This is a genomic window from Neorhizobium sp. PAMB6716 (assembly GCF_058242805.1).
Map to the genome: position 1 here is coordinate 2,526,623 of NZ_CM177835.1, position 20,445 is coordinate 2,547,067.

Sequence of the window (20,445 nt, forward strand, 5' to 3'; positions counted from 1 at the left end):
AATTGCTCTTTGCCCTTTGCACGCTGGGCTTGCCCGGACCTGACCTCCTGCCAAAAGATGTTTTAGACCCACACAAAACGGCAGAAATTCACGTTCAGGAAACCCTGCCGGATTCACTTTTGCTAACCATCAGGGGAGGCAAAGATTTCTTAACCGCAATTTTTAAGTGGTTCTGGAAAGGCCCCGCCTATGTTGGCCCCATCAGAGGACAAAAGTCCCGACAAGAGATCCGGCAGCGGCTCTCGGGTAAAACAAGGGTAGCAATTGACGATGACAAATACGGTTCTGAAGCCCTCATGGGCAGGTGCAACACTTCGGCTCGATCCGTCGCGTTTTCCCCAGCAGATCACGTACAGGCTGCATGATGCCGCCGGCGATGTCACCATTACCATCGACGAACGCGGCGCAGTCCTGCGCAAGATCCTTCCCGGCAGCGGGCTTCCGCTGTCGTTTGCTCTTCCGGCCCGCGCCTTCAAGGGTGTCGCGGCCCGGGCCATCGACCACGGCAATGGCGAAGTGACCGTCACGCTGGAACTGCACCACGACGACGTGGACCTCTGCATTCCGCTGCTCGTGGCCCATGATCTCTGCGACATCGCTGCAGACTGGCGCAGTTGGTCGGAAGCCTTCCGCATTCCCATGCTGATGGTGGAAGCCGACGGCATTGCCCGGCCGCTGGAAAACCATCTCGGCGAAGTGCGCATGCAGGATACCAAGCCGCGCCGCCGCCACTCCTATTTCGCCGCCCGCCGCCCGCGTTTCCTCGTGCGCCGATCCACCGGCAGCCTTGGCGTCGCGATGCGCATCGAAGGCAAGGAGATCATTGCCCGGCGCTGATCGACCGGCCACCGCCTGGCCACTCTTGGAACTATAGACCTCCCGCAAAAGAGCCCGGCACCCCTGCCCGGGCTCTCTTTGCATTGAGGCACATCACCAAAATCTCAGCCGCCGTGGCTGACCAGCGATACGACGAGGCTTAAGAAAATCACCCCGCCAACGCGGCCGTTGAACTTGAAGAGCCGCATGCAGTGATCGGGATTATCGATATCGAGGATCAGGATCTGCCAGGCAAACATCAGGGCGGCAATAAAAAGCCCGATATAACCGAGAACGCTGACATGCGCCGCCATGAAGGCAAACAGCAGGAACACCAGCGCCAGACCGTAAATGCCGGAGAGCCAGGCCTTGGTGTTTTCGGCAAACAGGCGCGCGGTGGAGCGAACGCCGACCAGCGCATCGTCCTCCTTGTCCTGATGGGCATAGATCGTGTCATACCCGACGGTCCAGGCGATGGCGGCAAGATAAAGCCAGATCGGCGCCCAGGAGAGGCTTGCAAAAACGCCCGCCCAGCCCATCAGCGCACCCCAGGAAAACGCAAGGCCGAGAAAGAACTGCGGCCAGTCGGTAAAGCGCTTGGCAAACGGATAGATCACCACCACCAGCAGCGAGGCAAAGCCCAGAAGAATGGTGAAGGTGTTGAACTGCAGGAGCACGATGAGCCCGACCAGCGCCTGCAGCAGAATAAAAATCTTCGCCTGAAGCCGCGTGGCGCGCCCCGAGGGCAGCGGACGCGAGCGCGTGCGCGCCACTTCGCTGTCGATTCTGTGGTCGACCAGATCGTTATAGGTGCAGCCGGCGCCGCGCATGGCAATCGAACCGACGAAGAACAGGAAGAGATGCGCAAGCTTCAGCTCCAGCGAAAACCCGCCATCGGGTGCCGCATCCGCATTGGCGGCCAACGCTGCCGACCAGAAACACGGCCACATCAATAGCTGCCAGCCGATCGGCCTGTCCCAGCGGGCAAGCTGTGCATAAGGCCACAGCGCGCGCGGCAGGAACCGGTAAACCCAGTTATCGGAGGGGGCATCGGCCACGCGGCCGGAACTATCGTGTGTCGTGCTCATGGCTCAAACTTCTAAAAGCTTTACCGCCAAAAGCAATCGGGAGGATTGTCACGGGAGGGGTGGTTGTGGATGGGTCCGTCTGCGTGTGCATCCGGGGTTTGCCCATTGGCCGCCGGAATATGACGCCTACTCCCCTCTAGCCTGCCGAGTATCTCTCCCACGGGCTTGGATACCCGCCTATGAGACAAGTCCCCTCCCAAACCCTCCCCACGAGAGGGAGGGCTTAACCCGGCCGCACCGCCTGGTGCAGGAACCGGGCGCTTGCTGCGCAGTATCTCCCCCCTTGTGGGGGAGATGCCCGGCAGGGCAGAGAGGGCCTTAGTTAAAATACGATAACCCTCCCTTCTACCCCGCCGGCTTGATCTCAAAAAATCACCGGCTCCAGCGGTGCCCGTCCCGCCTCGAACATCTTTAGCGCCTCCTCGCGCCGCGCGATATAATCGCGGTCGTGCGGCACGGCATCGCGGGCCTTCTTGAGCTGGATCTGGAAGATGAAGAAGTTCTCGTGGGTAAACGCCATTTCGGAGCCAGCGAGATAAAACTCCCACATGCGGTAAAAGCGCTCGTCGTAGAGCGCCAAGGCCTCTGCCTTGCGGGCTTGAAACCGCATCCGCCAGTGGCGCAGCGTGTGGGCGTAATGCATTGGCAGGATTTCGATGTCGGAGACCAGAAGGCCCGACCGCTCGATCTGCGGCAGCACTTCGCGGAGCGCCGGGATGTAACCGCCGGGAAAGATGTATCTTTCGATGAAGGGATTGGTGACATAGGCGACATTCGGCTGGCCGATGGAATGCAGCAGCATTACGCCATCGTCGGCCAGCACCTCATGCGCCTTGCGAAAATAATTGGCATAGTTTGTCCGCCCGACATGCTCGAACATGCCGACGGAAACGATACGGTCAAACTTTTGCGGCGGCTTCAGGGTGCGGTAATCCTGAAGCTCGAAACGGACCCGATCCGAGAGACCACGCTTTTGCGCCCGCTCGCGCGAGATCTTCAATTGCTCGCGACTGAGCGTGATACCGGTAACATCGACGCCTGAGGATTCGGCCAGATACATCGCCATTCCGCCCCAGCCGGAGCCGATTTCCAGCACCCGCTGGCCGGGCTCGACCAGAAGCTTTGCCGCGATATGGCGTTTTTTCGCCAGTTGCGCCGCATCGAGCGAAAGGTCCGGCGGATTGAAATAGGCGCAGGAATATTGCCAGTCCTCATCGAGGAACAGCGAAAACAGCCGCTCGTCGAGATCGTAATGATGGGCGACATTGCGCTGGTTGTGGTTGATCGGCACGCGGTTGCGAAACAGCGACACGCCCATGCGAAAGAGGCCGCGCCAGATCATGCCAAATGTCAGGCCTTCGCTGAGCGTATTGTCCTTCACCAATGCGAGGAATTCGTAGATGTCGCCCTCCTCGACGATCATCCGTCCCTCCATGTAAAGTTCGCCGAGCTTTAAGGCAGGATCGGCCGCGAGTTCCTCCTCGGCCTTGTCATCGGTGAAACGCAGCGTGACCCTTCGCCCGCCACCGCTGCCGAATTGTTGCTCTCCGGCTGGGCCTCGCACGACGAGCGTTCCGACCTTGATGATTTTTGCAAGCAGAAGACGCAAGGACGAGGCCATGGACACCTCCAGATACTAAGGATGCCTTACTATTCTGAAAAAGAACCTAGTACGGATTTTTCCGCTGGCAAGCGCAATTTTTTGAACGCGACGTCACACGCGTTCAGCCCGCCAAACAGGGTTGAGCGGGCTGAGTTTATAGAGGCTTAAAAGCAGGGGCTTGAAAGGAGAGACCGGGTGACCGCAGCTCAGCGTTTCTTCATGGCTTCCGCAAGGGCAGCACCCAGTCCGCCGAGTTGTGAGGTTTCCGCCTTCGCCGGCTTGGCGTTGGCGTGGCGCATGGGGTTACCCTGCCCGCGGGGTTCGCGCATCGAAGGCGCTTCCGCCTCTCCACCATCTTTTCGCATGGTGAGCGCGATGCGCTTGCGCTTCACGTCCACCTCCACCACGCGCACCTTCACCACATCGCCGGCTTTCACCACCTCATGCGGATCCTTCACGAAACGGTCGGCTAGCTGCGAGACGTGAACAAGCCCGTCCTGGTGCACGCCGATATCGACGAAGGCGCCGAAGGCGGCCACATTCGTCACGGTGCCTTCCAGCGTCATGCCGGGTTTCAGGTCGGTGATCTCGTCGATGCCTTCCGCAAATGTCGCGGTCTTGAAGCTCGGGCGCGGGTCGCGGCCGGGCTTTTCCAGCTCGGCCAGAATGTCCTTCACCGTCGGCAGGCCAAAGGTGTCGTCAATGAACTGGCGCGGATCGAGCTGTTTGAGCGCCGCACTGTCACCCATCAGCGAACGCAGGTCACGCCCGCAGGCGGCGACGATCTTTTTCGCCACGCCATAGGCTTCCGGGTGGACGGCGGAGGCATCGAGCGGTTCCTTGCCATCGGGAATACGCAAGAAGCCGGCGCATTGCTCAAACGTGCGCGCGCCAAGACGCGCCACCTTCAACAGTTCCTTGCGGCTGGCAAACGGCCCGTTCTGGTCGCGGTGAGAGACGATGGCATCGGCAATGCCGCGGGACAGGCCAGCGACACGCGCCAGAAGCGGCGAGGATGCGGTGTTCAAATCGACGCCCACGGCATTCACCGCATCTTCCACCACGGCATCCAGCGAGCGTGACAGCTTTTGCTGGTCGACATCGTGCTGATACTGGCCGACGCCGATGGATTTTGGCTCGATCTTCACAAGTTCCGCCAGCGGATCCTGCAGGCGACGGGCAATCGAGACGGCACCGCGCAAGGAGACGTCGAGGTTCGGGAATTCCTGAGCTGCCAATTCCGAGGCCGAATAGACCGAAGCGCCTGCTTCCGATACGATCACCTTCGTTGGCTTCTTGGCCGTCGCCGGAAGCTGCGTCAGCATATCCGCCACCAGCTTTTCCGTCTCGCGGCTGCCGGTGCCGTTGCCGATGGAGATCAAATCGACATTGTGCTTGCGGATGAGGCTTGCCAATTCCGCTTGCGTGCCGCGAATGTCGTTCCTCGGCGGGAACGGATAAACGGTCGAGGTTTCCAGCACCTTGCCGGTGCCATCGACCACCGCCACCTTGACGCCGGTGCGGATGCCCGGATCAAGGCCCATCGTAGCACGCGAGCCGGCGGGAGCGGCGAGCAGAAGATCCTTGAGGTTGCGGGCAAAAACGCGGATCGCCTCTTCTTCCGAACGCTCGCGCAGTTCGCGCATCAGGTCGAGCGACAGCGACATGGAAAGCTTGACCCGCCAGGTCCAGCCGGCGACATCCATCAGCCAGCGATCGGCCGGACCCTTTTCACCGATGCCGAAGGCAAAGGCGATCTTGCGCTGCACGGGCTTGACCGGCGACGGATCGTCCTGGTCCACCTCGATGGTGAGCGTCAGAAATTCCTCATTCCAGCCGCGCAGCATGGCGAGCGCCCGGTGGCCGGGCGTGCCGGACCAGCGTTCGAAATGATCGAAATAGTCGGAAAACTTGGCGCCGGCCTCCTGCTTGCCATCGACCACCTTGGCGCGCAGCAGCGCATTGTCGCGCAGATACTGGCGCAGCGTCTTCAACAGGTCGGCATTTTCAGTGATGGTTTCGGCAACGATATCGCGCGCGCCTTCCAGTGCCGCTTTCACGTCGGCCACCTCTGCAGAGATGTAAGCGGCTGCCAGCTGCTGCGGATCGGCGGCGCGGTTGGCCCATATCGCATCGGCAAGCGGCTGCAGCCCCCGTTCGCGGGCGATTTCCGCCTTGGTGCGGCGCTTCGGCTTGAACGGCAGATACAGGTCTTCCAGCTCGGCCTTGGTCGTGGCGCGGGCAATTTTTAGCGATAGCTCGTCGGTCATCTTGCCTTGGGAACCGATCGAATCGACGATGGTCGAGCGGCGCGCTTCCAGCTCTCGCAGGTAAACGAGACGTTCGGCGAGATTGCGCAGCTGCGTGTCATCCAGCCCGCCCGTCACTTCCTTGCGGTAACGCGCGATGAAAGGCACCGTCGATCCCTCGTCCAGAAGCCCGATGGCGGCAACGGCCTGATCGGGCCGTGCGTTGATTTCCTGGGCAATGGTTGCGGCGATGGATCTGATGTCGGCGGCCATGGGCATCTTCTCTTTGTTGTTCGGGCGCGACCATAACGACAGATCGTGGCAAGGCAACGCCGGCGGGGGCGATTCCACAGGATCTGGCTTCGCAACCGGATGAAGCCATGTGTGGGCGGCCAAAAGCCTTGACCTTTCCCCCCGCTCCCCTTAACCGCGCAGGCTTACTCTTTGACCTTTTAAGGGGGCGATAGTGAAGGTTCTTCTGATCGGATCCGGTGGCCGCGAGCATGCGCTGGCCTGGAAACTGGCGCAATCGCCCCTTTTGACAAAACTTTACGCCGCACCCGGCAATCCCGGCATGGCCGAGGACGCCGAGCTTGTGGCGCTTGCCGTCGAAGACCACGCCGCCGTCATCGCCTTCTGCCGCGAGAAGACCATCGATTTCATCGTTGTCGGCCCGGAAGCGCCTTTGGTGGCGGGCCTGGCCGATGATCTCCGCGAGGCCGGCTTTGCCGTGTTCGGCCCCTCGAAAGCTGCCGCCCAGCTGGAGGGGTCCAAGGGTTTCACCAAGGATATCTGCGCCCGTTACAATATTCCGACCGGCGCCTACCAGCGCTTTAACGCGGCAGAACCGGCAAAGGCCTATATCCGGCAACAGGGTGCGCCCATCGTGGTAAAGGCCGATGGCCTTGCCGCCGGCAAGGGCGTGACCGTTGCCATGACGCTGGATGAGGCACTTTTCGCCGTCGACGACTGCTTTGCCGGCGCCTTTGGCGCGGCCGGCGCCGAAGTGGTGGTGGAAGCCTATCTGGATGGCGAAGAGGCAAGTTTCTTCTGCCTGTCCGATGGCAAGACGGCACTGGCGCTGGCCACCGCGCAGGACCACAAGCGCGTGGGCGATGGCGATACCGGACCGAACACCGGCGGCATGGGCGCCTATTCGCCGGCACCGGTGATGACGCCAGACATGGTGCAGCGGACAATGGATGAAATCATCCAGCCGACGATATCAGGCATGGCCGACAGCGGCATGCCGTTTACCGGCGTGTTTTTCGCCGGCCTGATGATTACCGACAAAGGCCCTGAACTCATCGAATACAATGTGCGCTTCGGCGATCCGGAAACGCAGGTGCTGATGATGCGGCTGAAAAGCGATCTCCTGCCGATCCTTTATGCGGCATCAACCGGCACGCTGGATCAGGTGAGCGCCGAATGGCGCGACGAGGTGGCGCTGACCGTGGTCATGGCATCGAAGGGTTATCCCGGCGCTTATGACAAAGCCACGCCGATTGCAGCACTTCCGCAGGACACGGACGGCGCAAAGGTGTTTCATGCGGGCACGGCGCTGCAGGATGGCAAGCTTGTCGCAACCGGCGGGCGCGTGCTGAACCTCACAGGCCTTGGCAGCACGGTCGCGGATGCGCAGGCGCGGGCCTATGCGCTGGTGGATGCCGTGGAATGGGACAACGGCTTTTGCCGCCGCGATATCGGCTGGCGTGCCATCGGCCGGGACGTCTGAGCCCGCGCCGCCGGTGTTTACGACGCGTTAACCGCGTCCCCTGACCGGTTGGAAAGGAAACGGCGCTAGCCTTCCGCGAGCGATCGAGGAAATGCGCCATGCCAAGCCCTGCCCTGCTGCTGTTGATGACCTTTGCCGCAACCCCTGCGGCGGCAGCCTCCCTTGAGGCGATTTCGACAGTGCCTGCCGCGCAATCGACAAGCATCGTCACGCTTGGCTGCCTGTCCTGCAAAACAGCTGGAAAGCCTCACCTTGCGGTCACAACGCCCTCAGACCTTGCCCCCGGCCAGCAGATCCTGACGCTGCAGGAGCGGCACGGAAAGCCGGCTTTGCTGCGCACCGAAGCTTGGATGGGTGGCTCCCCTGTCACCTTCGTCAGCCTCAACCCGGTGTGGATCGACCGCGAGGAACAGGCGATCGTGCTGCGCGCCATGCCGTCCGGTCGCACCGATCCGGCAGCGCCCGCCGATCCCCTGGATACCGGCACGACGGCTGCCGTGCCGCCGCAACCGGCCGCCCGGACCGCACCTCCCTCACCGCCGGACTTTTCCGGCGTGGCGCTGCGCCCCTCCCTCTGACTGAAGTATTTTTCTTCCGGATAAAACAGAGTTCCTGTCAGGTTCCAGCGATTTCCTTAGCGAAACAGCAAGGCTCTGCCAAATGACGGAGGATTAGAGTTTTATTTATAGTTAAATACTAAAACGAGAGATGGGGCACGGTATAGTGCCCGTCAAGCGCAGGAGCGCGATAACGAAACAAGTTGTCGCCCTTCCTGTTCATGGACCTTCGGCGACAACCCCAATGGCGGTGGTAGCAATGAAGAACATGAAAATATCCACTCAGCTGTTCCTGCTGGTGGGCGCCATGATGGTGGTATTTGCAGCCATCACCTTCTTTCAGATCCGGTCCTCGACAACTGCCGTCTACCGTGAGCGCTACGAGATGCTGCGCACGCAGGTGGAAACGGCGATTTCCGTGATGAGCGATTTCAACGATCGCGTCAAAGCCGGCGAATTTACCAAGGAAGAGGCGCAGAAGCGCGCCTACGCGCTCATCAACAAGATGCAGTTCCAGCCGGATGGATATTTCTTCGGTTATGATTATGACGTCGTGCTGGTATTCCACCCCTCCTCGCCCAGCGTCGGCAAGAGCAACAAGGGCAAGGGTGACCCAACCGGCAACATGTATCGCGACGATCTCGTCAAGCTCGGTCGCGCCGGCGGCGGTTACGTCGAATTCATCGGCCCGAAGCCTGGCAAGGACCCGAACGACTACAGTTACCCGAAGGCCGCCTATGGCAAGGTGTTCGAGCCCTGGCAGATCGTTGTCGTCACCGGCCTTTACACCGACGACCTGAAGGCGGAAGTGCGCAACAACATCATCAAGACCGTGGGCGGTTCGGCTGCCCTGTTCCTGATGGCCATTGCCGGCGCCTTCTTCGTCATCCGCGGCATCACCGGCCCGCTCAACGCCATTCACGATGCGCTGGGGGCGGTTGCCGACGAAAATACCTCAAAGACCATTCCGCACACAGACATGAGCAATGAAGTGGGCATGATGGCCAAGGCCACCCTTTCGCTTCAGCAGAAGATCCGCGAGCGCCATGCACTGGCCGAGCGCCAGAAGGCGCAGGAGCAGGAACTGGATGCCGAGCGCCAGCGCAATATCGCCTCGCAGCGCGTCGATGCCGAGCAGCAGGCGCATGTGGTGGCAACGATCGGCAAGGCGCTCGAACAGCTCGCCGATGGCGACCTCACCATCCGCTGCGACGATATTGGACCCAAATACGAAGGCCTGCGCCAGAACTTCAACGAGGCGCTGTCACGCCTCGAGCAGGCCATGTCCCGCGTCAACCTCAAGGGCAACGATATCGGCGTCTCCAAGGAAGAGATCCGCCGCGCCTCCAGCGAGCTTGCCCAGCGCACCGAACGCCAGGCGGCAAATCTTGAGGAAACATCCGCAGCGCTCGACGAACTGACGGTGGCCGTGCGCCAGACGGCAGACGGTGCCCGTGAAGCGGCCCAGCGCGTCAAAACGATCAGCACCGAAGCACGCCAGAGCGACAGCATCGTGGAACAGGCGATCGGCGCCATGAGCGGCATCGAGCAATCCTCGTCCGAGATCACCAAGATCATCGGCGTGATCGACGAGATCGCCTTCCAGACCAACCTGCTTGCACTGAATGCCGGTGTGGAAGCGGCCCGTGCCGGCGAAAGCGGCAAAGGTTTTGCCGTCGTTGCCCAGGAAGTGCGCGAGCTTGCCCAGCGCTCGGCGGCCGCCGCCAAGGAGATCAAGGCACAGATTTCCCGCTCGTCTGGCCAGGTGGAACAGGGCGTGCAGCTTGTTGCCCAGGCGGGCGAGGCTCTGAAGCGCATTTCCAACCAGATCGAGGGCGCCAACGACATCGTCGGCAAAATCTCGCACAGCGCCCAGGAGCAGGATACGACGCTGCGTTCCATCTCGGCAGCACTGAACCAGCTGGACAGCGCCACCCAGCAGAACGCCGCCATGGCCGAGGAAACGACGGCTTCCGCCGAAGTTCTCGCCAATGACACCGGCGACCTTCTGGACCTCATCCGCAGCTTCCGCACCGGCGACGTGCGCGATGCCGCCGGCAACCTTCAGGGCATGGGCCAGAAGATGCGCCGCGCCGGCTGATCTTTACGCTTTGTCTTGACGCAATTGCGGACGTTGGAATTGCGTCGCACACGCAGACAACGCCGGCCCCCGTGGCCGGCGTTTTGCGTTCAAAGCATCGCTTCAGAGAGAGGCGTCCAGTTCCGCCATCAGCCGGTCGATCTCATACCCGGCAAAAACGGTTATGCCGTTCTGGCGCAACAGCGCCGCCGTAACGCCCGATCCCGCATGCCGGCGCCCGGCAAAGGCGCCATCATAGATAGAGATCGAGCCGCAGGACGGGCTGCCATCGATCAGAAGCGCGTGGCGGCAGTGATTTTCAAGTGCAACCGCCAGCGCCTTGTGCGCACCGGCCACGAAGGCAGCGGTGACATCGCCGCCAGTCACTTCCAGCACCCTTGCGCGCCCCAAAAGTACATCCTCGCCCGTCAGCCCCGCCTCGATTTCCGCAGGCGGCCGCGGCACGCTCATACCGCCCGCCAGTTCCGGACAGAAGGCGACCACCCGCCCCTCCTCCTGCAGACGCGTGAGGGCCGCATGCGACAGCAGCTTTCCCTTGCCGTCATAACGAACCGGCTGGCCGAGAAGGCAGGCACTGACGAGGATTTTTGCGGGCATGTTCTTACACGTCCAATCGGCGCGGGATGTCGGATCGTTCATGAAGAATGCGGACCACTTCGACCAGATCGTCCCCAACAATGACATAGAAAATCAGGTGAGAACCGGCTCTCCTTCGCCGATAGCCGGGCCGCACCCAGTCCACTTCGCCACCCGCGAATGGATGACGGCCGATCTCGGCAATCACCTCAAGGATCTCTTTCAGATAGCGCTCTGCCTGGGCTTTCGACCATCGATCTCGCGTCTCGTCGCCAATGTCGAGGAAATCGTTTCGGGCCGCGGGACGAAGCCGGACCTCAGCCACGGTCCTTCCATCTCTCCCGTGCCAAATCCATCAGGTCTTCAGGATCGAAGGGCACCGAAGGGCCACTGTTCTCACCCTCGATCAGCGCATCGCGCAAGCCTTCCAGCTTCGCCTGCTCTTCCTCCAGCAGCCGGAGCCCCGCTTCCACGACTTGCTGCGGCGAGGAAAAACGGCCGCTTTCGACCTGCTCATCGACAAAGCGGTCGAGCGGTGTATCGAGAAAGATCGAGAAGGGCTTGTTCATGGGAAGCGTCCAGCATTGAACTGTGGATGCAATTTAGCACAGATCGCCGCCAAAGCGGAAGGCAGATACAAAGGCCCCGCCGAAGCAGGGCCTTCAGCAATTATCCCGCGATCTTCGAAAAATCCGCGACCGTGCCGGTGGCTTCCCGCACCGCGTAAAGCAAAGCGAGGCGGTTGGCGCGGATTTCAGGGTTTTCGTCGTTGACGAGCACATCCTCGAAGAAGGTATCGACCGGGCCGCGCAAGTTTGACAGCGCCTGCATGGCGGAGCGGAAATCTTCCTGCACGATGGCGTCGGAAGCTTCAGCGGAGGCGGCGCGCACGGCGGTGTAGAGCGCCTTTTCTGCGTCAAGCACCAGAAGTTCGTCGGAAACGCCATCGGCAATGACGGCACCCTTCTTTTCTTCGGCCGCCAGAAGCTGCGTGGCGCGCTTGGTGCCGGAAAGCAGGTTCCTGCCGTCTTCCGAGGTGATGAAAGCGGTGAGCGCCTCGACCCGGCGGGCCACCAGCAGCAGATCGTCGGCAACCGGCGTCAGCACGGCATCGATCAGGTCATGGCGGGCGCCCATGTCACGCAGATACACTTTGAGGCGGTCGTGGAAGAAGGAGAGGAGATCGCTGTCCTTGATGATGGCAAGCAGCCGCAACCGCACCTTGCGTTCCATGATGATGCGCACGACGCCGAGCGCGGCACGACGCAGCGCGTAGGGGTCCTTGGAACCGGTCGGCTTTTCATCGATGGCCCAGAAACCGGTCAGCGTATCGAGCTTGTCGGCTAGCGCCACGGTCAGGCCCACGGCGCCTTCCGGCAGGCGTTCGGACGGGCCTTGCGGCTTGTAGTGATCCTCGATAGCGGCGGCAACTTCGGCCGGTTCGCCCTGAAGCGCTGCATATTTGCGGCCCATCAGGCCCTGCAGTTCGGGAAACTCGCCAACCGCTTCGGTGCGAAGATCGGCCTTCGCCAGCACCACGGCGCGGTCCACGAGCGCCGGATCGGCACCGACGAGCGGGGCAAGCTGGGCGGCCAGCGCCCGGATGCGCGCCACGCGCTCCCCTTGCGTGCCGAGCTTGGCGTGAAACGTCACGTTCAGCGCATCGAGCTTGGCCATGCGCTGGTCGAGCGGTTTTGTGAGGTCGAGGTCGAATTTTTCGGCAGAGGCCTTTAGCGTTTCGAGATCCGGCAGGTTGCCCTGGTCGCGGGTCCAGAAATGCTTGGCATCCGACAGGCGCGCGCGCACGACCTTGCCATTGCCGTGGATGATTTCCGCACCGCCATCCTTCGCCTCGATATTGGAGACGAGGATAAAGCGGTTCGACAGGCCTTCATCGCCTTGGCGGCGGGTGACGAAACATTTTTGGTTGGTCTTGATGGTGAGGCGGATGATTTCGGCGGGGATCGCCAGATAGTCTTCCTCGAACGAGCCCATCAGCACATGCGGCCATTCGACAAGGCCGGAGACTTCTTCGAGAAGACCTTCGTCTTCGACGAGATCCAGGCCGCTGGCAAAGGCGAGATCGCGCGCATCATGCAGGATCACGTCCTTGCGGCGCTCGGCATCCAGCATGACCTTCGCCTTTTCCAGGCTCGTCACGTAATCGTCAAAGCGGCGCACCTTGATGGCATCGGGCGCATGAAAGCGGTGGCCATAGGTGATGTTGGCGGCCTTGATGCCATCCACCTCGAAATCCACCACCTGCGTTTCGTCATGCTCCGGCCCGAAGACGCAGAGGATGGATTGCAGCGGGCGCACCCAGCGCAGGCTTTCCGACCCCTTGCCCTCGATGCCGCCGAACCGCATGCCCTTCGGCATGGAGGCAGCGCCCGAGCGCATGGTGACCGGCCACGGGAACGTGCGGATGATGGCGGGCATCACGTCCGCGATGATCTCTTCCGCCGGACGGCCGGGCTTTGCGATGACGGCGACATAAAAATCGCCCTTCTTCGGATCGGAGACGATCTTTGCCTCGGAGATATCCGTGAGGCCCGCCTTGCGCAAGAACCCCTGCACGGCCTGTTCCGGCGCCTTGGTGGAGGGGCCCTTGATCTCTTCGCGCTGGTCGGCCGAGCGGGCGTTGAGGCCCCGGATATCGAGCGTCAGCCGGCGCGGTGTCCAGTATTCGCGGGCACCCTCATAGGTCAGCCCCTGATCCACCAGCGCATCGGTGACGAGCTTTTTCAGGTCGCCTGCCGCCTTGCGCTGCATGCGGGCAGGAATTTCCTCGGAGCGAAGTTCGAGCAGAAGATCAGGCATGGTTCATTTCCTTCGCCCGCAAGCAGGCATGGTCTCTTTCCTCACCCTCCGTTGCCGGAGGGGCGGACACGGGGGTCCGGGGTGGGATCATAAAAAGCTTGGGGCACCTGCTAGCAAAGATTCAGGCCCTCGCACAATCGCGAAAATCGATGGGCCCGCCCAGAGCCAGTGCGACACCACCAAAGTGCGCCCGCCCGCGCCCTCAATCCCGCTCCAACTCGACCCCGAGCGAGGCCAGCGCATCCCAGTAACCGGGATAGGTTTTGCCCACGCAATCGGGATCGAGAATGGTGATGCCTTCGATCTTCAGCCCGGCGAGCGCAAAGCTCATGGCGATGCGGTGATCGGCAAAGGTATCGATGTTTGCCGGCAGGTGCTGGCCGGCAAGCCCCGGATCGGAGGCGACGACGAGATCATCACCTTCCTCTGTGGCAAGCCCTTCCCGTATGGCGTTGAGGCCGGTCGAGAGCGCGCGGATGCGGTCGCATTCCTTGACGCGCAGGTTGGCGATACCGACAAAACGCACCGGTGTTTCGTTAAACGCGGCAAGCACGGCAATGGTCGGGATCGCATCCTGCATCTGGCTGCCATCGATGACGGCCGGCATATGCGGGAAGGCAGCGATGACGGCATGGGCCTTGGCATCCGGCTGGGTGAAGGCGTCGGCCGGTGTGCCGATGTCGATGCGGCCGCCGGTCAGCACTTCGGCACCCCAGAGATAGGTGGCGGCCGACGCGTCCGGCTCGATATGGAAATCGGTGGCCGTATAGCCGGTCGGCTTTACCCGCCAGGTGGCGTTGTCCAGCGGCTCAACCGTAGCGCCGAAGGCGCGCATGGCATCCAACGTCAGGTCCACATAACCGCGCGCGCCGATCTCGGTGCCGGTGAGCGCCACGGTGACCGGGGCATTGGCGCCTGCAAGCGCAAGCGGCGCAGCCATCAGCAGTGCCGAGACATACTGGCTGGAGAGGCCCGCATCGATTTCGACGCGGCCCGAGGCGAAATGGCCAGAACCCTTGACCGTAACGGGCGGGCAGCCGGTCGGCGCTTCCGCGGCAATGCCAAGCGCGTTGAGGGCAGACACCAGCGGCCCGATCGGGCGCTTGCGCATATGCTCATCGCCATCCACAACCACCGTACCCTCGACCGAGGCAACGGCTGCCGTCAGAAAGCGCGTCGCCGTGCCGGCATTACCGAGGAAAAGCGGCGCGGACGGTGCGGTGAGGCGGCCGGTGCCGGTGACGACGAAGGTCGTTGCATCCGGCTCCTCGACGATCACGCCCATGGCGCGCAGGGCCTCTGCCATATAGCGGGTATCGTCGCTTTTGAGCGCCCCGGTGAGCCGGCTCGTTCCGCGCGCAAGGCCTGCCAGAAGCAGCGCGCGATTGGTGATGGACTTGGAGCCAGGAGGCGCCACATCCCCGTTCAGGGGATGGCCGGGGGGAACGATGGTCAGCTTATCAAGGGTCATATCGGTCTCGTCCGTCTCGGATGGCATGCGGAAACGGATGGGGGCCGCGTCTCGGCAGGCCGGTTCCACTCCGTCTCGTGGTTGATGTCGTGACAAGGCTTGTTCACCAAACCGAGCCGGCTGGCAACAGGATTTGGCCGCAAAACCCATGAACCGCGCGCAGAGAGCGGCCCGGTTCAGCAAGCAACGCGGGCGCGCCACAGAACAGGGCTGTGCAGCCCGTAACCGGACCTGTAAGAAAAACAGCCGACGCAAAACGGTCTCGGGTCCAAGGCCCGGCCGCAGGAGGAACCGCATGCAGCCGCTTCAGGAAAGACTGGCCGGCAAAGGCCCGATCATCGACGCCCGTTTCGACGGGGAAGAGATGCAGGAGGCCCATATTGCCGAGGCGGAATTTCGCAATTGCCGGTTTTCAAACTGCACGTTTGACGAAGCCACCTTTCGCGCCTGCCGGTTTTACGGCTGCGTGTTTGATCATTGCAGCTTCCGGGAGGCCAGGATCGAGGACTGCCAGTTCTGCGAGGGCGAGATCGGCACACAGTGGCGTTATTGCGATCTCTCCAAGGCAGAGATCCGCCGCAGCAATCTCAGCCTCAACACCATGACCGGCAGCACGGCCTATCTGACTGCCTTCAGCGATTGCTCGGCCGCCGGCATCCGGCTCGACCTCGAGACCCAGCGGAAAATTCGCACGCAGATTCTGGCCGGCGGCGTGACCTTCCGCAAATGCAAGCTGCAATATGCCGCCTTTTCACCCGCCGATTTTCGCGAAAGCGTGTTTGAAAGCTGCGATCTGCGCGATGCAAGCCTTTCCGGCTGCAATCTGTCGCAGGCAAGCTTTCGCGGCTCCAGCCTCCACAATATCGATTTCACCGGATCGACGCTCGACCATGCCGATCTGTCGCATGCCAGCTTCGACGCGCTGGACCTGACGAGCCTTGCCTCGTTTCACGCAGCCGTGGTGACGCGCGACCAGCACGAGGCCATTCTGTCTTCGCTCGGGATTTTGACGGCGGATTGATCATCCGCCACCATCAGCACCGCCTCAGGCGACGGCCTTTTCGATGTTCACACCGCCGGCATCGGTCAGCAGAAACGCTTCGCCACAAGCCTTGGCGAGCGTTCTCACCCGGAGGATATAGCTCTGGCGTTCGGTGACGGAAATCACGCCGCGGGCATCCAGGAGGTTGAACACGTGGGACGCCTTGATGCACTGGTCATAGGCGGGGAAAACGCATTTGTGCAGGCGCTGGTTGGCATTGTCGCCCGGCGCGCCGAAGGCGAGCAAAGCCGCGCATTCGCGCTCGGCATCCTCGAAATGGCGCAGCAGCATGTCCGTATTGGCGTATTCGAAATTGTGCCGCGAATATTCCTGCTCGGCCTGCAGGAAAACGTCGCCATAGGAAATCTTTTCCTCGCCCTCGCGGCCGTTGAAATTGAGATCATAGACGTTGTCGACGCCCTGCACATACATGGCCAGACGTTCCAGACCATAGGTCAGTTCACCCGCGACCGGCGAGCATTCGATGCCGCAGACCTGCTGGAAATACGTGAACTGCGACACTTCCATGCCGTCGCACCAGCATTCCCAGCCAAGGCCCCAGGCGCCAAGCGTCGGGCTTTCCCAGTCGTCTTCCACGAAGCGCACATCATGCAGCAGCGGATCGAGACCGATGGCGGCGAGCGAACCGAGGTAAAGCTCCTGCAGGTTCGACGGATTCGGCTTCAGGATGACCTGATACTGGTAATAATGCTGCAAGCGGTTGGGGTTTTCGCCGTAACGGCCATCGGAGGGACGGCGTGACGGCTGCACATAGGCGGCCTTCCAGGGCTTTGGTCCCAGCGCCCGAAGCGTCGTTGCCGGATGAAAGGTGCCAGCCCCCACTTCCATGTCATAGGGCTGCAGCACCGCGCAGCCCTTGTCGGCCCAGTAAGCGTGGAGCGTGAGGATCAGCGCCTGAAACGAGCGCTTGGGGTCCATGTGCGGGGCAAGGGGCGTGGTCATGGGACTATCCGGAATGTCTTGGGGGTCTGTGACGTGGCCCGTCTGGTGCCACGACGGAGCCGGAGGGTCAAGCACTTCGCCGCGCAACACGCAAAGGGCATGGAAAGATCGAAGCTGCTGCAACGCTGAGAACCCACGTTTTCGTGATCCTGTAACGGACCTCTTGCAACCTTCGTAAAGGAGAGGTGGCTGCCAGAAACAGCCGGCCAGAACCCGAGGAGAACATCATGAGACTTATATCTGCCTTTGCCACCCTGATGGCTGCTGCAGCCCTCACCCTCACAACCGCCCTCACTGTCGGTGCGGCCGAAATCCGCTCCTTTGAGAAGGATGCCTTTGCTACCGCGCAAAAGGCCGGGCAACCGGTTGTAGTGGATATCACGGCCAGCTGGTGCCCGACCTGCGCCAAGCAGAAACCGATCATCGACCAGCTGGCGGCCAGCGGCAATTTCAAGGATGTGACCGTCTTTACCGTCGATTTCGATGCCCAGAAGGATGTCGTGCGCGCGCTCGGCGCCTCCATGCAATCCACCCTCATCGCCTACCGGGGAGCACAGGAAACCGCACGTTCGGTGGGCGATACAAAACCCGCATCAATCGAGCAATTGTTCAAGTCATCCATGGCGAACTGAGCCATGCTGACCAGCATCACCTTTGCCGGCCTTGCCGGCATGTTGTCCATTCTGTCGCCCTGCGTGCTCCCGCTGGTACCGATCGTGCTGGCGAGTGCGGCCACCCGCCACCGCTTCGGCCCGGCAGCGCTTGCCGCCGGACTTGGCGTCTCATTTGTCGCGGTTGGCCTCTTCGTGGCGCTGGTCGGCTTCGGGCTGGGGTTGGATCTCGGCGTGTTCCGCTCCGTGGGTGCCGTCATCATGATCGTCATTGGCGCGGTTATGGTGATGCCGTCCATGCAGGCGCGGGTGGCACTGGCCGCAGGCCCCATCGGAAACTGGACGGAAAAGCGCTTCGGCGGTTTTGATGAAAGCGGCTGGCAGGGCCAGTTCGGTGTGGGGCTGCTGCTGGGCACGGTGTGGAGCCCCTGTGTCGGCCCCACGCTGGGTGCCGCATCGCTGATGGCGGCACGTGGTGAAAACCTCGGTCAGGTCGTCGTCACGATGCTGGCCTTCGGCATCGGCGCGGCACTGCCGCTTCTCCTGCTCGGAACGCTCTCGCGCGATGTGTTCAACCGCAGCCGCGAGCGTATGCTGGGGGCCGGCAAATGGCTGAAGCTCCTGTTCGGAGTGGTGCTGATTGTTATCGGTGTGCTGATCCTCTCCGGCATCGACAAGCAGCTGGAGACGGCGCTGGTTTCCGCATCGCCCGCCTGGCTGACAGACCTGACAACGCGCTTTTAAAAGGAAGCCGCAAGCGAAGCTTGTTCATCGCTTGCGGCGTTCAATTCCTTTTCCTCTTGGCGCCCTATTCCTCATCCCGTTTGACGCGATATTCACCGGTCTTCTCATCCTTGATCAGGGTGCCTGTTGCTCCCGTTTGGCGCTCACGTTCTTGCTCGCGCCGGCGAATGGCCAGCTTTTCGGCATCCGTTATGAAGCGTCGGTAAAGATACCAGCCCCCGCCGACAAGGACGGCGAGGAACAGAAGTTGTGCCATGGAAGATGCCCCTTACTATCGCCCCTGATGAATCAAAGGCCGTAACGGCTCCACAATGCCCGCTCTTCCAGCGTGGCTGCAAGACCCGATGCGGCAGATGCCGCCAGTTGCGCACCCTGCCCGCCATCAAACGTCGATAGGACACCGGGCAGGCGCCGGCCAAGGAACCCGCGGGCGCCGCCGATCAGTTCCAGCTTGGTCTTCTTGCCATAACGGCGCTTCAGCACCTCGCGCATTTCGCCAAGACCATCGACAAGGCCGAGTTCGACACCGCGGGTGCCCGTCCAGAACAGGCCGGAAAAGATCGTTTCTTCGTCGGCCAGCCGCTCGCCACGGCGCGCCTTCACCATGTCGATGAAGACCTTGTGGATATCGAGCTGCAGCGTCTTCAGATATTCGATATCGCCTTCCTTTTCCGGCTGGAAGGGATCGAGGATGACCTTGTTTTCGCCGGCGGTATAAACGCGGCGCTCGACGCCGATCTTCTTCAACAGTTCAGGAAAACCAAAACCGCCTGAGACGACGCCGATGGAGCCGACGATGGAGGTGGGATCAACCAGGATCTCATCGCCGGCAATGGCGATCATGTAACCGCCGGAGGCGGCCACATCCTCCACGAAGACCAGCACGCGCTTGTTCTTTTCTTCCGCCAGTGCCCGGATGCGCTGGTAGATGAGGCGCGACTGCACCGGCGAACCGCCCGGCGAATTGACCGACAGCGCAACCGCTGGCGAATCCTTGCGCGAAAACGCCTTTTCCAGCATGGGCGCGACGGTTGCGAGATTAAGGGCGGGGCGAAACTGGCTGCCACCCGTCATGATGGCGCCATGCAGGCGCACGACGGGAATGGTGATGCCTTCGTCCTTGCGAAACCGCTTCGGCACCAACCGCTTCAAAACACCAGCCATTTCATCTCCTGCTTCAGCACATCTCTTGGACTTGAGATGTATGCAACGGAATGGCCGGCGCAATGGTTGCGCTTCATAAATTCCGCGTCATTCAGGAGCTTTTGCGCCGATAGGCGGTGCGGCCGTTGTTGAGGTCATCGACAAAAGGCTGGAACGCGTGGCCCTCGTCTGCATGCATATAAAGCGGCGCACGAACCCTCAGCCGTGCGCGCGAGCCCTTGATTGCTGTCACCAGAAGCCGGATTGCATCCTCGCCGGGCCGCGGATGGATGAGCGTCAGTTCCAGCCCGCCGAAACGTTTGCCGCAGGCGGCAAGGATATCGCCCACCGAATGCGGCCGCGCGATGAGCGAAAGCTGGCCGCCCGGCACCGTGATGGCACCGGCGGTGCGGATCCAGCTTTCAAACAGGTCATCGGTCATCGCATGGGCCTCGGCCTTCAGCACATCCGGCGTCTTGCGGTCGCGGCCATCGTTGAAAGGCGGGTTCATGATGACGTGGTGGAAATGATCGTCCAGGAGACCGGCTTCAACCCGCAGCTTGCCGCGCAGCGTCACATCCGCCTCGATGACCGCTGCGCGGCCTGAAAGATGGGCGTTTTGTTGAAGGGCAAGCGTGCGCCGCGCATAGTCTGCCATCTGCGGCGAGCGCTCGACCAGCACCACCTCGGCTGCGGCAAGCCGTGCGGCCACCGCAAGACCCGCCGCCCCGGCGCCGGCGCCAAGATCGGCCACCCGCACCGGACGATCTGCATCGACCAGTGAGGCGAGCAGCATGGCATCCATGCCCGCCCGATGCCCGCCATCCCTTGGCTGCACCAAAAAGAAACGCCCGCGATGGAAGGCGTCGATTGTCTCGTTCACCACCTCATCCAGGGTGTCAGGCATGGGGTCCGGCTCGTCCATG

Annotated in this window: 19 protein-coding genes; 7 read left to right on the forward strand and 12 right to left on the reverse strand. The window is 61.9% G+C overall.

The genetic code is table 11. The features are described 5' to 3' along the window. The first annotated feature begins 270 nt into the window (after positions 1-270). On the forward strand, positions 271-837 hold the full coding sequence (locus tag AC4CWH_RS12435) for a DUF6101 family protein (protein ID WP_491282326.1): 567 nt from the start codon (positions 271-273) through the stop codon (positions 835-837). Positions 838-941: 104 nt separating this feature from the next. Here AC4CWH_RS12435 and ubiA read toward each other — a convergent pair whose 3' ends face one another. The 3 genes from ubiA to AC4CWH_RS12450 form a co-directional block, all read right to left on the reverse strand. After that, positions 942-1,904 (reverse strand): 4-hydroxybenzoate octaprenyltransferase, encoded by a 963-nt coding sequence (gene ubiA / locus AC4CWH_RS12440; protein WP_491318986.1) that lies wholly within the window; start codon positions 1,902-1,904, stop codon positions 942-944. A 364-nt stretch (positions 1,905-2,268) separates the two neighbouring features. Next, entirely contained in the window at positions 2,269-3,525 is a 1,257-nt protein-coding gene (locus AC4CWH_RS12445) for a cyclopropane fatty acid synthase (protein ID WP_491318987.1), read from the reverse strand. A gap of 188 nt (positions 3,526-3,713) precedes the next feature. Beyond that, positions 3,714-6,029 (reverse strand): Tex family protein, encoded by a 2,316-nt coding sequence (locus AC4CWH_RS12450; protein WP_491318988.1) that lies wholly within the window; start codon positions 6,027-6,029, stop codon positions 3,714-3,716. A gap of 193 nt (positions 6,030-6,222) precedes the next feature. Between AC4CWH_RS12450 and purD the strand changes: the two genes are divergently transcribed. The 3 genes from purD (at position 6,223) to AC4CWH_RS12465 (ending at position 10,149) form a co-directional block, all read left to right on the forward strand. Beyond that, the gene (purD, locus tag AC4CWH_RS12455; RefSeq protein WP_491318989.1) at positions 6,223-7,491 is read left to right on the forward strand and encodes a phosphoribosylamine--glycine ligase; all 1,269 of its coding nucleotides are present in this window, start codon (positions 6,223-6,225) and stop codon (positions 7,489-7,491) included. Positions 7,492-7,589: 98 nt separating this feature from the next. Continuing rightward, positions 7,590-8,069, forward strand: a complete 480-nt coding sequence (locus AC4CWH_RS12460) for a plant virulence effector HPE1-like domain-containing protein (protein WP_491318990.1) — start codon at positions 7,590-7,592, stop codon at positions 8,067-8,069. Between the two features lie 238 nt (positions 8,070-8,307). Continuing rightward, a complete protein-coding gene (locus tag AC4CWH_RS12465; protein ID WP_491318991.1) occupies positions 8,308-10,149 on the forward strand; it encodes a methyl-accepting chemotaxis protein in 1,842 nt (613 codons plus the stop codon). 102 nt (positions 10,150-10,251) lie between these two features. On the opposite strand, the gene AC4CWH_RS12470 is transcribed toward AC4CWH_RS12465, so the two are convergent. The 5 genes from AC4CWH_RS12470 to AC4CWH_RS12490 form a co-directional block, all read right to left on the reverse strand. Continuing rightward, positions 10,252-10,746 carry a 2-thiouracil desulfurase family protein gene (locus AC4CWH_RS12470; RefSeq protein ID WP_491318992.1) on the reverse strand — a complete coding sequence of 165 codons (495 nt, stop codon included), beginning with the start codon at positions 10,744-10,746 and terminating at the stop codon, positions 10,252-10,254. Between the two features lie 4 nt (positions 10,747-10,750). Next, positions 10,751-11,050 (reverse strand): type II toxin-antitoxin system RelE/ParE family toxin, encoded by a 300-nt coding sequence (locus AC4CWH_RS12475; RefSeq protein ID WP_491318993.1) that lies wholly within the window; start codon positions 11,048-11,050, stop codon positions 10,751-10,753. Continuing rightward, positions 11,043-11,294, reverse strand: a complete 252-nt coding sequence (locus AC4CWH_RS12480; RefSeq protein ID WP_491318994.1) for a type II toxin-antitoxin system ParD family antitoxin — start codon at positions 11,292-11,294, stop codon at positions 11,043-11,045. Before AC4CWH_RS12480 ends, AC4CWH_RS12475 begins: the two co-directional genes overlap by 8 nt. Positions 11,295-11,394: 100 nt before the next feature. Next, a complete protein-coding gene (gene glyS, locus AC4CWH_RS12485; protein WP_491318995.1) occupies positions 11,395-13,545 on the reverse strand; it encodes a glycine--tRNA ligase subunit beta in 2,151 nt (716 codons plus the stop codon). 202 nt (positions 13,546-13,747) lie between these two features. Next, positions 13,748-15,016 (reverse strand): 3-phosphoshikimate 1-carboxyvinyltransferase, encoded by a 1,269-nt coding sequence (locus AC4CWH_RS12490; protein ID WP_491318996.1) that lies wholly within the window; start codon positions 15,014-15,016, stop codon positions 13,748-13,750. Between the two features lie 295 nt (positions 15,017-15,311). On the opposite strand from AC4CWH_RS12490, the gene AC4CWH_RS12495 reads away from it, so the two are divergent. Further along, positions 15,312-16,037 (forward strand): pentapeptide repeat-containing protein, encoded by a 726-nt coding sequence (locus AC4CWH_RS12495; RefSeq protein ID WP_491318997.1) that lies wholly within the window; start codon positions 15,312-15,314, stop codon positions 16,035-16,037. A 24-nt stretch (positions 16,038-16,061) separates the two neighbouring features. Here AC4CWH_RS12495 and AC4CWH_RS12500 read toward each other — a convergent pair whose 3' ends face one another. Then, a complete protein-coding gene (locus AC4CWH_RS12500; protein WP_491285411.1) occupies positions 16,062-16,997 on the reverse strand; it encodes a glycine--tRNA ligase subunit alpha in 936 nt (311 codons plus the stop codon). A 251-nt stretch (positions 16,998-17,248) separates the two neighbouring features. Here AC4CWH_RS12500 and AC4CWH_RS12505 point away from each other — a divergent pair, with 251 nt between their 5' ends. Then, positions 17,249-17,653, forward strand: a complete 405-nt coding sequence (locus AC4CWH_RS12505) for a thioredoxin family protein (RefSeq protein ID WP_491318998.1) — start codon at positions 17,249-17,251, stop codon at positions 17,651-17,653. A 3-nt stretch (positions 17,654-17,656) separates the two neighbouring features. Beyond that, on the forward strand, positions 17,657-18,376 hold the full coding sequence (locus AC4CWH_RS12510; RefSeq protein ID WP_491282342.1) for a cytochrome c biogenesis CcdA family protein: 720 nt from the start codon (positions 17,657-17,659) through the stop codon (positions 18,374-18,376). Between the two features lie 64 nt (positions 18,377-18,440). Here AC4CWH_RS12510 and AC4CWH_RS12515 read toward each other — a convergent pair whose 3' ends face one another. The 3 genes from AC4CWH_RS12515 to AC4CWH_RS12525 form a co-directional block, all read right to left on the reverse strand. Then, on the reverse strand, positions 18,441-18,632 hold the full coding sequence (locus AC4CWH_RS12515) for a hypothetical protein (protein WP_491318999.1): 192 nt from the start codon (positions 18,630-18,632) through the stop codon (positions 18,441-18,443). Between the two features lie 32 nt (positions 18,633-18,664). Continuing rightward, positions 18,665-19,540: a S49 family peptidase gene (locus AC4CWH_RS12520; protein ID WP_491319000.1), complete on the reverse strand. Its 876-nt coding sequence runs from the start codon at positions 19,538-19,540 to the stop codon at positions 18,665-18,667. Between the two features lie 91 nt (positions 19,541-19,631). Beyond that, positions 19,632-20,426: a tRNA1(Val) (adenine(37)-N6)-methyltransferase gene (locus AC4CWH_RS12525; RefSeq protein WP_491319001.1), complete on the reverse strand. Its 795-nt coding sequence runs from the start codon at positions 20,424-20,426 to the stop codon at positions 19,632-19,634. Between the last annotated feature and the right edge of the window lie 19 nt (positions 20,427-20,445).

Coding starts and splice junctions, on each gene's coding strand:
- AC4CWH_RS12510 (WP_491282342.1), top strand. CDS start 17,657: ATGCTGACCAGCATCACCTTTGCCGGCCTTGCCGGCATGTTGTCCATT.
- AC4CWH_RS12505 (WP_491318998.1), top strand. CDS start 17,249: ATGAGACTTATATCTGCCTTTGCCACCCTGATGGCTGCTGCAGCCCTC.
- AC4CWH_RS12520 (WP_491319000.1), bottom strand. CDS start 19,540: ATGGCTGGTGTTTTGAAGCGGTTGGTGCCGAAGCGGTTTCGCAAGGAC.
- AC4CWH_RS12450 (WP_491318988.1), bottom strand. CDS start 6,029: ATGGCCGCCGACATCAGATCCATCGCCGCAACCATTGCCCAGGAAATC.
- AC4CWH_RS12495 (WP_491318997.1), top strand. CDS start 15,312: ATGCAGCCGCTTCAGGAAAGACTGGCCGGCAAAGGCCCGATCATCGAC.
- AC4CWH_RS12445 (WP_491318987.1), bottom strand. CDS start 3,525: ATGGCCTCGTCCTTGCGTCTTCTGCTTGCAAAAATCATCAAGGTCGGA.
- AC4CWH_RS12480 (WP_491318994.1), bottom strand. CDS start 11,294: ATGAACAAGCCCTTCTCGATCTTTCTCGATACACCGCTCGACCGCTTT.
- ubiA (WP_491318986.1), bottom strand. CDS start 1,904: ATGAGCACGACACACGATAGTTCCGGCCGCGTGGCCGATGCCCCCTCC.
- AC4CWH_RS12435 (WP_491282326.1), top strand. CDS start 271: ATGACAAATACGGTTCTGAAGCCCTCATGGGCAGGTGCAACACTTCGG.
- AC4CWH_RS12470 (WP_491318992.1), bottom strand. CDS start 10,746: ATGCCCGCAAAAATCCTCGTCAGTGCCTGCCTTCTCGGCCAGCCGGTT.
- AC4CWH_RS12515 (WP_491318999.1), bottom strand. CDS start 18,632: ATGGCACAACTTCTGTTCCTCGCCGTCCTTGTCGGCGGGGGCTGGTAT.
- AC4CWH_RS12460 (WP_491318990.1), top strand. CDS start 7,590: ATGCCAAGCCCTGCCCTGCTGCTGTTGATGACCTTTGCCGCAACCCCT.
- AC4CWH_RS12490 (WP_491318996.1), bottom strand. CDS start 15,016: ATGACCCTTGATAAGCTGACCATCGTTCCCCCCGGCCATCCCCTGAAC.
- glyS (WP_491318995.1), bottom strand. CDS start 13,545: ATGCCTGATCTTCTGCTCGAACTTCGCTCCGAGGAAATTCCTGCCCGC.
- AC4CWH_RS12465 (WP_491318991.1), top strand. CDS start 8,308: ATGAAGAACATGAAAATATCCACTCAGCTGTTCCTGCTGGTGGGCGCC.
- AC4CWH_RS12525 (WP_491319001.1), bottom strand. CDS start 20,426: ATGCCTGACACCCTGGATGAGGTGGTGAACGAGACAATCGACGCCTTC.
- AC4CWH_RS12500 (WP_491285411.1), bottom strand. CDS start 16,997: ATGGACCCCAAGCGCTCGTTTCAGGCGCTGATCCTCACGCTCCACGCT.